The organism is Larkinella ripae (genome assembly GCF_054780775.1).
Map to the genome: position 1 here is coordinate 273,882 of NZ_BAAGVR010000028.1, position 13,151 is coordinate 287,032.

Genomic DNA, 13,151 nt, shown 5'->3' on the forward strand with positions numbered 1-13,151 from the left:
AGTAGGTTTATAGGAGCAACTCCGCGTTAAGGTAGAAAAATTACGTGAATAGGCGGTTTTAATTATCAACCTCCCGGATGGTTGGGCGGTTGTCAACCGTTCGCTGCTCGTACGAAAGCTGAAAGTCGCTTAAATCCGGGCGGTTTTTGCGCGCCCGCTTCCGTTCATACTCGTAGATCAATTGGCCCAACTGATACAGAAACGGATGCGCCACGCTCTCGTATTCATACCGGTTGTCGTTCAGGATCTCATCGCGGTTCACGTAAATGGTGGCCGACAGCATGAACTCGACCTTATTCGTAAAATCGGCCACATACGATGCATCGGTCATAAAACCGTACGCCCAGCCCACTTTGTTGAACACCCGCACCCCCTCGGGCAAGCGGTGGTGCAGGCTATCCCGAAAAAAGAACTTCACGTAGCTATCGTAATACGGATCGGAATCGTAGTTGGGATAATTGGTTTCGCCCGGGAACTGCGACAGGTATTGGCGCACCAGGGCGTAATCATCCTTCGTTAGCGTAAACCGCTGTTTCGCCGGAACCGAAAGCGGAAACAACACCGATTGCAGGGTTTGCTGAAAGGCTTCCAGCGGATACGTGTTGCGCGTCGTAAAATCAAACGGCTCGTGCACCAGACTGTCGCTAGGGGTTAGGTAAGCTTTCCCGATTTTGGCAATCCGGCGAAAATCGAAGGCATCCGGGTTATACGCTGCGGGTTGGGAATAAAGCAGCCTGCCGTCTTCCCGAATAAACCGCACAGGGTTGGTGTGCCGGTTTTCTTCCGGCGTCATCCGGACAAACCGGTGCGTGATGCGGGTATTGCGATAGCCCTTGGCGTGCAGGGACCGGTTGATGGTTTGCTGGCCGACAAACTCGTACAACCGGCTGTAGGCATCGTTGTCGCTCACCAGAAACGCTTTTTTGATAAAGTGGGCAATCGACGGAAAACCGGTTTCGGAGGTGTTGTCCCGCCATTCTTTCGTCTGGCTCCGGTTGGCGCTGTCGAACTGCATGGCGGTGTATTTGGTGACACCCGGTTTTTTCAGCGTGTTCAGCTTTTCAAGCGCCAGCAAGGCCAGTGGAAGCTTGACGGTCGAAGCCGGGTTGAAGTAGGCCGTGCTGTCAACGTGAAAATAAAAAGGGGTAAACGTCGGTTTATTGCGGATGTCCCGGTCGATGCGGGTATAGATGATCTGGAGCCGGTACGTTTCCGGGTGCCGGATTACTTCCTGAAAAACCGGGTCCGGATGGGCCGAGAACAGGCGGGTCAGCAGGGAGTCGGTGCGGGGCTGGCCGCGCGCGGTCGTTGCTATCAGCACGGCGGCTACCAATCCGATCAGTTTATTCATGAACGAAGGTAAAACGCAACGCGCGAATAAAAAAAGGCAGGAAAACCGGAGTCTCCCTGCCAGAACGAAACATGATTTCAAAAGCTTAATTCCCTCTGGACTCCAGCTTCACCAGCGCGTCGATCTCGTCTGCTTTCAGGGCGACGTTGTAGATCCGGACCTCATCCAGCGAACCGGTCAGGTAGCTGGCCCAGGACTGGTTGGTGGCTGCGGTGGTCAGGCTGGGGGTTGTCTGAAACTGCACGGTGCCAAACACCAGTTGCCCCGGTTTGTTCCAGGCCAGATTGCCGAATTTTTCGACGGTGCTGGTGGCGGCTTTTGCCCCGTTCACGTACAGACTGAACGTGGAGGAAGTGGCATCGTACGACAGGGCGATGTGATTCCAGGAATTGTACAGATTCACGATGTCCTTTTTCTCGACCCAGGCATCTTTGGTGCCGTTCTGGATGTGGGCCTTGAGAATTCCGTCCGTCGCCGTGCCGCCGTTTTCGAAAAACATTTCCAGGTTTCCCCAAAAACCGTCTTTCTGAGAAAGTCCCACCAAGCCGATGATGCCACCGGCGGCCGTGGTGGATGGGCTGTTGACCCAGTAACCGACCGTAAAACTCTGGAGCTTCAGGATGGCGTCGGTGGGATCAAACAGGACGTAGCCTTTCTGGGCACCTTTCATAGCCTGCCCTTTCAGCCCGTTGCCAAAGGTGGTTCCGGTGTTGACGCCCGCTTTTTTCGAGACTTCATCCACGTAATTGCCGTTGAACGGCCAGTAACCGACCAGATTGGCTTTGGCAATTTCGCCGGACGAGGAAAAACCGCCAATGGAAACCGCCGGTGCGTAGCTTTCCGGATCGAATTTCTCGTAGCAGGAGGAAAGCCCGATTGCCGCCGAAACCGCCAGAACCAGCGACCATATATTGAGAGATAGTTTCATAATCAGATTGGTCGATTAATGGTTAATAACCCGGATTTTGCACCAGAACGCCCGCGCTCAGGTCAATTTCGTTTTGGGGAATGGGCCACACTTCATTTTTGTTGGCTTTCCAGCCTTTCGGACCAAAGATCTGGGCCGCCCGGCCCTGCCGGATGACGTCGAAGTAACGGTCAAATTCCAGCGCCAACTCCGCCTGACGTTCGCGCCAGATGGCCGTCCGGAGGGCGGTTTTTTCCGTAACCGTCACTTTGGGCAGGACGGTGGTGCTGGTTCCCCGGGCCCGGGCGCGAACCAGTTCAAGCGACGCCAGCGCCTGCGCCGAATTTCCCAGTTCGTTGGCGGCTTCGGCATTCATCAGCAGCACTTCGGCGTAGCGGATGACCCGGATGTTTTGCTGGGCACCTTCGTTAAAACCGCTCACAAACAGGTTAAACGGAACATACGACTTCTGATTGTACATCGGGTTGTCGCCCACGGCCGGGATGGCATCGCCCTGGGGGGTGGTTTCTCCCCGGAAAATAATGGTGGCATCCCGCCGGGGATCGCCGGTTTCGTAGGCATCGGCCAGCGCTTTGGTGGGAACGTTGAAGCCCCAGCCTCCGCCGGTCACCCCGCGAACCCCCTGAACCTGCGAATACTGCGAGTTGGACGCGTCTTTGTTGCTGGCAACCAGTTCGTTCTGAATTTCAAAAACCGACTCGGTCGAGTTTTCATTGTTTACCCGGAACAACTGTTCGTAATTTCTGACCAGTGAATACTGTCCCGACGACATAACCTGGGTGGTCAGGTCAAACACCTGCTGCCATTTCTGCTGGTAGAGGGCAACTTTGGCGTGCAGCGACAAAGCCGCTCCTTTGGTGGCCCGGCCCAGATCAGTCGCGCCATAGCTCTGGGGCAACACGGCAGCTGCTTCGCTCAGATCCTTTTCGATAGCCGCGTAGACTTCGGTTTTGGGCGTGCGGGGCAGGTTGTATTCGGACGCATTGGCCGGTAAATTGAGCCGCAGCGGAACGTCGCCAAACGCCCGAACCAGGCGGAAATACGAATAGGCGCGAACAAATTTGGCTTCGGCCAGGTAGCGGTCCCGGAGGGTGGAAGACATCTCGATCCGCGGAACGTTGTCCAGGACCTGATTGGCGTAGTTGATGTTCTGGTATTGTCCCGACCAGAAACCGCCCAACTGACCGTCGCTGGAGCCGACGGAAAAGTTGTCGTAATCGTTGAAAAACGTAGCATCCGTCGGGGCGCTGCCTTTTTCCGTTTCGTCGGAGCCGATGCTTTCAATGGCGATGGCCGCAAAGGCGGTGTTGTTCCAGCCCCTGAGGTTCGCATACATGGCGTTGACGGCTTTGGTCGCGTCTTCTTCGCTGGCCCAGAAAACCGCATCGGCCTGTTTGCCCTGCGGATCGGTTTCCAGAAAGCTTTGTTCGCAGGCCGAAGGGAGCAGTACCAAACCGGCCAGACCGGCATACAGCCCCAATTGCCGAAAGGTATTTTTGAAATCTATTGTTTTCATGTTCTTGATTCCGTCTTTAGAAACTAACATTCACACCGAAGTTATAGGTTGCCGACAGCGGATAAACGTTGGCATCGATTCCGGCCTGGGTCGGCTTGTTTTCGTTGGCCCGTACTTCCGGTGACAATCCTTTGTAACTGAAAAAATTAAAGGCATTCTGCGCGTTGGCGTATACCCGCAGTTTCCGGAGTTTTAGGCGTTGGGTCAGTTCCGGGGAGAACGTGTAGCCGATCTGGGCATTCCGGACCCGGAAATAACTGCCGCTCTGGACGTAGAAGGAGTTGGGCAAATAATTGGAACCGCCCCCAATGTTAACCGATGGGTAGGTGTTGGAGGTTCCTTCGCCGTGCCAGCGGTTGTCGTAATAATCTTTGGTGAAGTTTTCGTTGCCATACCGCCAGCCGAGGTTGGCATTGTAAACATCAACTCCGGCCACGCCCTGGAAGTCGAGCATCAGATCGAAATTCTGGTAGTTCCAGTTGGTATTAATCCCGTAATTCCATTTCGGATTCGGGTTGCCGATCATCTGACGGTCCAGGCCGTTGATGGTGCCGTCCGGTGAGCCATCGGTTCCGCTGATATCCCGGTATTTGAAATCACCCGGTTTGGCGTTGGGTTGCGCCGAATTTTTGATTTCATCCTGGTTCTGGAAAATACCATCGACAATGTAGCCGTAGAACGAACCGATCGGATCACCCACTCTGGTCCGGGTAGCCAGGGCTCCGCCGGTCAAACCGACCCCACCATCGTAAATCGGATTGGCCCCCGACGTGACCGAAAGGACTTTGTTGTTGTTCAAACCGGCGTTGACGCCGATATTGTATGAAAGGTCGCTGTTGATTTCGTCCCGCCAGCTCAATGAGGCTTCAAAGCCCTGGTTCTGGAAGTTGGCCTGGTTGCCAATAATCCGGCTCGACGAGGTGCCGATGGAGCTCAAAACCGGAATGTCAAAAATGGCCCGCTCGGTTTTCTTAACGTAATAGTCCAGTTCGACGGTTAGTTTTGATTTGAGCAGCGACGCTTCAAGACCCACATCCGTTCCAACGCCCTGTTCCCAGTACGTCACCGGCGGAATGATCGAGTTGATGCTGGCACCGGTGTACAGTTGTCCACCGAAAATGGCGGCCAGATCGCCCCCGCTGGCTACGGTCAGCGTCGACAGGTTCGAGGGAACGGACGCATTCCCGATTTTGCCCCAGCTCGCCCGGAATTTCAGGTTATCAAAAACCGTCTGGTTGCGCATGAACGCTTCGCTGCTGATGATCCAGCCGACCCCCACGGAAGGAAAGTAGCCCCAGGCATTGCCACCCTGAAAGAATTTGGACGAACCATCGGCGCGCAGGGAGGCATTCAGCAAATAGCGGTCCTGGTAGGAGTAATTGACCCGCCCGAAGTAGGAAGCATAGGTGGCCAGATCGCCTTCGTCCACCACATTGCGGCCGTCTGCGTTGCCGAGCGTCAGGTACAAGTCACCCTCCCGCGTGTAGGGAACGTTCAGCGCCGAGGCTGTTACTTTATACGACTGATCCCGCTGGGCCGACTGGCCAAGCAGGGCCGTAAACACATGATCGCCCAGGTCTTTGGTGTAGGTCAGGGTATTTTCCAAAATCCAGTAGCGGGCTTGTGGGCGCGTAAATTCCAGCCGGCTGGTGGTGTTTCGCTGCTTGAATGTCGCCACGTATTCGGGCACGTAGTTACGGGTTTCATCCTGCGAATAACGCCCTCCGAAACTCGTTCTGAACGTGAGGCCGTTCAGGATGTTCAGTTCCGCGTAAACATTCCCCGTCAATAAGGTTTTCTTCGTGAACTGGTTGAAATAATCGATCGTTACCTGCGGGTTGAAGTTGTTGCCGTCGCCCAGGTTAAAGTCGTTGGGATCGCCGTAGGTGCCATCGGCGTAATACACCGGCACAACCGGGCCAGCCGCGTACAATTGCCGGAAAATACCGCCCGCTTCATCCTGCGAGTTGCTGAACGATCCGGTGGCGGTGTAGCCCAGCTTCAGGCTTTTCAGAATCTGGAAATCGTTCTGAACGCGGGCCGTGTACCGTTTAAAGTTGTTTTTTTCAACGATCCCATCCTGATTCAGATAGCCCAGCGAAAAGTTATAGGTCGATTTTTCACCCCCGCCACTGACCGAAAGCTGGTGGTTGGTCACAAAAGCGTTGCGCAGCGCTTGGCGGTACCAGTCGGTGCCTTCGCCGTATTTGGTCGGGTCCAGAATCGGTTGGTTGCCGTTGATCGCGCTCAGTTCGTTGACCATCGTGGCGTATTCGTTGGCGTTGGCCATTTTGATCTGGTTGGTCACTTTCTGGTAGCCCACAAAACCGTTGTAATTGACCACGGCATTGCCCGATTTCCCTTTTTTAGTCGTAATCAACACCACGCCGTTGGCCGCCCGCACCCCGTAAATCGACTGGCTGGAGGCATCTTTCAGAACGTTCATGCTTTCAATATCGCCGGAATTCAAGAAGCTGATGTCGTCGAACCACACCCCATCCACTACGTACAGCGGGTTGGGGCTTCCGTAGGCCGTTCCAACGCCCCGGATGCGGATCTGGGGCGCTTCACCCGGTTTTCCGGAGTTGCTGATCTGAACACCGGCGACTTTTCCCTGAAGACCACTGACGGCGTTCATCGACGGTTGTTTGATAATTTCCTCCCCTTTGATCTGGGCCACCGAGCCCGTCACATCCAGTTTGCGCTGCGTGCCGTAGCCCACCACAACCACCTCGGCCAGGGAACGGGCATCGTCTTTCAGTTCGACGTTGATTGTTGTCTGACTGCCCACCGTGACTTCCTGGGGAAGCATCCCGATCATGGAAAAGACCAGTACCGAATTTGGCGACGGGACTTTGATGGTGTAGGTGCCGTCGGAACTCGTTGGCACCCCGGTTGTCGTTCCTTTCAAGAGAACACTCACCCCGGGAAGCCCCGAAGCATCTGCCGCACTGACTTTCCCCGACACACTGATCTCCTGCGCAAATGAGGTTGCACTGCAAATCAGAAAAACCAGCAGGTACGATAATCGTACAATAGTTTTCATTGATGATGAATGATTAATTGAATTATTACGAGAATTAATTGAATCAAATGTACGTATACCAACTCTAATTCTCCTTTAAAGTTACTACATCATTACCACATCAAAGGGAATAGTACAATGAAATCACCTGTTAAATGGTATTTTTCTTGAAAAAAGACAGCGAAATTTGAGGTTTATCGCGCCGGTTCCGTTGGCTTATTATCGAACAGAAAACCGGTTTTTGGCGCTAATCGCAAGAGTCTCTCAGAAGCAAAAGGCAAAATCCTTCCATACCAAAACCGGGAATCGGATTCCGAAGGGATTGGGAAGCGGTTTTGGAGGAGCAGGGCGTTGGAAAACCGGGTGGGAAAACCGGGTCGGTCTGGTTTAAAAATCAACCCGGTAGTAGAATACCGGCAGGAAACCCAACTGATATTCCTGTTTGATGAACGTGCCATTGGGTTGGGGGGCGTAACTCAGCGTCAGAATATTCTGGATGCCGAGCACGTTCACGAAATCAACGGCGATGGTGTGCGTCAGCCGGTTGCGGTTGATTTTATAATCTACCTTCAGATCGAACCGCCGGTAGTCGGGAAACTGTTGCGTGTTCCGCCCGGCGCTCTGGTAAATTATTTCCTGGGCCGCCTGCGACCGGGCTTCGTCGACCGGGCCGTACCAGCGCCCACCGATGGCCGTAAACTTAGCGCCTACGTTCAGACTGGTTTTGCGGAACGTAAATTCTTTGGCAAAAACCGCATTGAAAGCGTATTTGCCGTTGAAATCCGTGTTGCGCAAAACGCCGTCGGAACCCTTGTATTTGGCGTCAAACAGCGAACCGGTGACCAGAAAATAGTAGCCGTCGCTGAAAAATTTCTCCAGGGTCAACTCGGCCCCGTAATTGCGCCCGGTGCCGGAATTGACCAGTTTGCCCGGAAAAACCCGGGTAAAACCGGAGCCCGTGTTCAGGATGGAAAACGAACTGCGTTCTTCCTCCACGGGCACATTGAATAACTGCTGATAATACGCTTCCACTTTCAGCCGAAGATTCCGGCTCAGCAAGCGGTCGTACGCGGTGACGTAATGCCAGCTTTTGGTCAGGCCGGTGTGTTGGTTGATCAGAAACGGAATTTTCGCCGGGTTCCGCAGGTCGTTCCCGTAGAAATACGTATACGTCGGTTGAATCTGACTGTGCAGGCCGACCGCAGCACTTAGTTTTTGCCGGTTGGGTAGATCCCAGGCCAATCCCGCGCGCGGTTCAACGGGTGAAAAACTGTTTTTGTTGAGGGAGAAATACAGACTCGTCAAACCGGCGCTCAGGGTCAGCCGGTCGGTGAGACTGACCCGCCACTGCACATAGGGCTGGAGCAACAAGGCCGTCTGACGGGCGTCCCAGCGGTATTCCCAGGGACCCAGTTGAGTGGGCAGCGTGGGAGAGGTCGTAACGACCCGCGCGCTGTCGAGGAAGTTGAAAAAGAGCAGATCGGTATTCAAACCGGCTTTCAGCGTGCTGCGCGCACTGAACTTGTGGTTGACCGATACCGCCAACGCGGTTTTCGTCTCGGCAAAACGGTAGTCAAGAATGGGAGCCTTGCGGGTAATTTTGTACCGGTTATTCTCGATCACCGGCCGACCGTCGGCATCGTATTGAAAGAACAGGTAATCGTGGTTGGCATCCTGGGCGTTGCCCGACAGGGCCAGGGTCGCTTTCAGGAACGTCTGGCGGCTGAGCGGTTTTTCATAGGTGACGCCCAACACGCCCATGCGCGAGGTGTAGTACTGATCGCGGTCGTTTTGCCCGAAAATATTGCGGTCCGAGACTTCCTGCCCGCTGATGAGCAGGTCGATGGTGCTGGTGCCGCCGAAGCCCCAGATGGCTACTTTTGCGTTGTTTTTCAGCGGAAAATTCAACCGGAACGACGCATCCTGGTAGGTCGGAACGGCCTGTGTGCCAATATCAATCCCGGCTTTCTTGAACAGCCAGAGGTTGGCGTAGCGGTACGTCACAAAGTACGACGACCCGGTTTTTCGGGAAATAGGTCCCTCGAGCGCTCCTTCGGTGCCTAAAAAACCGAACTGGAGCATGCGCTGGTGTTTTTCGTTGTTGCCGTTGCGCAACCGCAGGTCGAATACCCCGGCAATGCCGTTGCCAAATTCCGAGGGAAAAGCGCCCGTGAAAAAATCGGAGTTTGCCAGCATTTTATTGCTGATCACGCTCACGGGGCCACCCGTCGTTCCGGCAATAGCAAAGTGGTTGGGATTCGGAATGCTGATGCCTTCGACGCGCCACAGCACCCCGCTGGGCGAGTTTCCCCGAATGACAATGTCGTTGCGGGAGTCGTCGGCACCCTGCACCCCGGCGAAGTTGGACGCCATCCGGGCGGGTTCGCCCCGGCTGCCGGCATAACGATCGGCCTCATCGACGGTAAACTGGCGAGCCGACACCACTGCCATTTCGTTGCGGGCGTCGCCGGTTCGTTGCGCCTTCACGGTGACACCGGCCAGTTCTGTAACCGACTCTTCGAGTTCAACATCCAGAATCGTTTCCCGACCTGCATCGACGATGATGTTGTTGAGCAGTGCTTCCTTGTAACCGATGAATGAGATTCGGATGGTTCGCCGGCCAACGGGTACGTTCGGAATGCGGTACCGACCGAGGGAATCGGTGGTTGCTCCCAGGCTGGACGTAGGAGCGAGGGTATTTTCCAAAACCTGAATCGTGACGTCACGCAACGGGTATTTGGATTCTGTATCGAGAATCCGACCGCGGACGGTTTGGGTGAAAATGGTTTGGGCAGACGAGGAGAAGAGAAAGCTAATGTAAAAAAACAGAAAGAAAAGGTATCTCATACGTACGTTGTTGTTCTAGAGAATTGCGCCCAGCAGAAAGGAAACGGCAAAAACTGCGACAGTTCCCAGCAAGGTCCGAAAGTAACGCCGACCCTCCCGTTTGCGCTCGTCTTTGGTCATTTCCCGGTACGGTTTCATGTTTTTGGTCAGGGCGCGGCCCAGAAAATAAAGGCCGCCTGCCAGAATGCCCGTCGCCAGCAGAAGGACAAATACCGCTAGAAAACCCTGATTGGAACAGGCCAGCCGACAGGCTAATCCACTGGCTCCGTACGAAAGTGCCAGACTCGCCAGAAACAGCAGAATATAGCCAATTTTAGTGCCGGTCTGCGGATTTCCGTCGGCAGTTGGCACCACGCTGGTTTGGTTCGGGAGAGCCGCCAGCGTTAGGGAATCTTTCGTTTCCCGGTAGGTGACCGAGCGTTCGCTGGCAACACTGACGGATGGTTCCGGATGCAGGACTGTCCGACCACTGATGCCACCAGCGACGGTATAGGCCAGAAAGTTAATGAAAAACAGACTAAAATAACTGTGCTTCTGAAACCGGAACCGGGGCCCGGATACCAGATCGGGCAGCCGAAGCTCCACGTAACGGCAAAGCACAACCCGAACGGCGATCAGGCCCGTCAGGAGGGCGGCCAGGTACCAGCCCGGCTGACGGGCTAGCAATGAACTGCCTACGGTGATTCCAATGGCGGCATTGGTGAACTCGGAAAGGATAATCAGTCCGGCAGCCGCCCGCTGGTGCTGACTGGCAAAGGCCGAAAGCGCATCTGTTTTCATCAAGCGGACAGAAGGGTTGATTGCACCAAAACCGGGTGAAACAGAAGGTGAAAATCGTTGTACCAGAACAAACGAACTCCTGCCGGACTAAGTTTAGCATATTTTTATTACCAAACCGGCCGCGGAAGGCAGGATTTAGTAACCGGTCAACTTTTTTGCCGCAAAAAGCGGTTTTAGCCCGGGAGGAGGGGAAGGTCGGCTGGCGGGGTAAACGAACAAGAAAAAGGGCGGATCGAAAATCCGCCCTGCACTTTTTTAAAGAAGTCGTTTGATGAGTTGATCAATGGATATGCCCTCGGCTTCGGCCTTGAAGTTTCGGACAACGCGGTGCCGGAGAATCGGGTAGGCGACGGCCCGAACGTCCTCGATGTCCGGCGAATATTTTCCATTGAGCAGCGCGTTACACTTAGCCGCCAGAATCAGGGCCTGCGACGCCCGTGGGCCCGCGCCCCATTCCAGGTACGTGTTGGCGTCTGGTGAAGCCATTTCGGTATTGGGGCGGGTTTTGTGCACCAGTTTGACGGCGTATTCAATCACATTGTCAACGACCGGCACCCGGCGCACCAGGTGCTGGAAAGCCATAATTTCGTCGCCGGAAATAACTTTTTTGACCTGATACCGCTCATCGCTGGTCGTCGATTTGACAATATCCAGCTCGGATTGGTACGAAGGATAATCCAGAAAGACATTGAACATAAACCGGTCCAGCTGCGCTTCGGGCAACGGGTAGGTTCCTTCCTGTTCGATGGGGTTTTGGGTGGCCAGTACGAAAAACGGCCGATCCAGCGGATATTTTTGGCCCGCAATCGTCACGGAGTATTCCTGCATGGCTTCCAGCAGCGCCGACTGGGTTTTGGGCGGGGTCCGGTTGATTTCATCGGCCAGGATGATGTTCGCAAAAACCGGCCCTTTGATGAACTTGAACCGGCGTTCCTGGTCGAGTGTTTCGGAGCCCAGAATGTCCGACGGCATCAAATCCGGCGTAAACTGAATCCGGTTGAAGCTCAGATCCAGCGCTCCGGCGATGGTCTGGATGAGCAGCGTCTTGGCGAGTCCCGGCACACCCACCAGCAGACAGTGTCCCTGACAAAAGATCGCCGTCAGCAGCAGCCGTACGGTTTCTTCCTGACCAATGACGACCTTCGAAATCTCACCGGTTAACTTTTTATACGCTTCATTCAGCGCTTCAGCAGCCGCCACATCAGAATTATACTGTACCACAAGGAAAGAGGTTAAGAGTTGGATAGATAACTGATGAATGATGAATTATGAATGGGCTGGCATTGAGTCGATCATCGTCAATCATTCCTAATTCATCCGTCGGCTACGGTCCTTCGGTTTTGCCGGACCCCAGAATGCGACAGCTTTCAAATTCAGGATCAACGTTGATGTACACATCGCTGACGGCTTTTTTGAACCATTCATCGATGGCTTTATTCTTTTTGTTGACCATCACAATGTTGGCAATTTTTTCGTAATCGTCTTTCAGGCTGGCCGAGTGCGGGGCCACTTTTTTCTTGAAGTACAAAAGCCGAACTGACGTTTTGCCGTCTTCCAGGCGGTAATCCATCGGGTGACTGACCGTAGCGACTTTCATTGTATCGAGCGTCATGTACAGGGTGTAATCCATGTTTTGATCGAGCGGCATAAGCGAGCTGTTCGACTGCTGATCCCGGATAACTCCCCCCGCGTCGGCGGTTGCCTTGTCTTCGGAGAAGTCTTTGGCGGCTTTTTCAAACTTGATGCTGTCGGCCACAATCAGGGTCCGGAGGCTGTCTAAAAACCGGCGCGGTTCGGTCAGATCCAGCCGATTGTAATCGGGGCGGAGCAGGATGTGCCGGGCGTGGTATTCCGCACCGCGCACTTCGATGAGTTGAATCAGGTGAAGGCCATATTCCGATTCGACAATATCCGACATTTCGTTGGGTTTCAGCTTCAGGGCGGCTCCTTCAAACTCCGAAACCATCTGACCGCGTTTGGCAAAACCGAGGCTGCCGCCTTTTTGGGCCGAGCCCACATCTTCGGAAAATTCGGTCGCCAGTTTGGCAAAGTCTTCGCCTTTTTCAACGCGCTCTTTCAGGCCCAGCAAGCGTTTCCGAAGGTCGTCCCGTTGTTCTTTGGTGACTTTCGCCAGCCGCACAATGTGTCCGATTTCCACCTCCGCCGGAATATACGGCAAACTATCGGTCGGAATGCTGTTGAAAAACTTCCGGACTTCGTTGGGGCTTACCTTTACTTCGTCCGTAATTTTGGTTTGCATCCGCTGGCCCAGCATTTGTTCTTTTACTTCGGCCCGCAGTTCGCTTTTCAGGGCTTCGATGCTTTTTCCGTAGGCTTCCACCAGGTTTTTTTCGGAACCAAACTGCTGAACCATGTACGACATCCGGCTGTCCATCTGGTTGTCGATGAGCTTGTCATCAACCGTCACGGAGTCGATTTCGGCTTTGGCCAGCAACACCTTCTGCACCACCAGACTTTCCAGCAACTGGCAGTCGCCCGGCGCCTTCTGGTTCTGCTGCGCGTAGGATTGGCGGGTTTGTTCAAGATCCGATTTCAGCACGAAGTAGTTATCAACTTTCGCAATGATCTTGTTTAAGCTAACTCCTTTTCCCTGCGAAAAACCGGGAGACGCTGCCAACGCCAACAATGCCGTGAGCAGGAAGGAGGACAGAATGCTTGATTTCATTAAAGACTTCATTCAGGT

General features: G+C 54.2%; 8 protein-coding genes. All 8 read right to left on the reverse strand.

What is annotated here, in order from left to right; translation table 11 throughout:
• Positions 1–58: 58 nt before the first annotated feature.
• On the reverse strand, positions 59–1,351 hold the full coding sequence (locus tag ACYVHX_RS22955; protein WP_460674035.1) for a serine hydrolase: 1,293 nt from the start codon (positions 1,349–1,351) through the stop codon (positions 59–61).
• Positions 1,352–1,436: 85 nt separating this feature from the next.
• On the reverse strand, positions 1,437–2,279 hold the full coding sequence (locus ACYVHX_RS22960) for a LamG domain-containing protein (protein ID WP_460674036.1): 843 nt from the start codon (positions 2,277–2,279) through the stop codon (positions 1,437–1,439).
• 22 nt (positions 2,280–2,301) lie between these two features.
• Positions 2,302–3,795: a RagB/SusD family nutrient uptake outer membrane protein gene (locus ACYVHX_RS22965; protein WP_460674037.1), complete on the reverse strand. Its 1,494-nt coding sequence runs from the start codon at positions 3,793–3,795 to the stop codon at positions 2,302–2,304.
• 16 nt (positions 3,796–3,811) lie between these two features.
• Complete coding sequence (locus ACYVHX_RS22970; RefSeq protein WP_460674038.1) at positions 3,812–6,841, reverse strand: SusC/RagA family TonB-linked outer membrane protein; 3,030 nt, start codon at positions 6,839–6,841, stop codon at positions 3,812–3,814.
• Between the two features lie 366 nt (positions 6,842–7,207).
• Entirely contained in the window at positions 7,208–9,667 is a 2,460-nt protein-coding gene (locus ACYVHX_RS22975) for a carboxypeptidase regulatory-like domain-containing protein (protein WP_460674039.1), read from the reverse strand.
• 15 nt (positions 9,668–9,682) lie between these two features.
• On the reverse strand, positions 9,683–10,450 hold the full coding sequence (locus ACYVHX_RS22980) for a hypothetical protein (RefSeq protein WP_460674040.1): 768 nt from the start codon (positions 10,448–10,450) through the stop codon (positions 9,683–9,685).
• A gap of 252 nt (positions 10,451–10,702) precedes the next feature.
• On the reverse strand, positions 10,703–11,668 hold the full coding sequence (locus ACYVHX_RS22985) for an AAA family ATPase (RefSeq protein WP_460674041.1): 966 nt from the start codon (positions 11,666–11,668) through the stop codon (positions 10,703–10,705).
• 103 nt (positions 11,669–11,771) lie between these two features.
• Positions 11,772–13,133: a peptidylprolyl isomerase gene (locus tag ACYVHX_RS22990; protein ID WP_460674042.1), complete on the reverse strand. Its 1,362-nt coding sequence runs from the start codon at positions 13,131–13,133 to the stop codon at positions 11,772–11,774.
• Positions 13,134–13,151 lie beyond the last annotated feature (18 nt).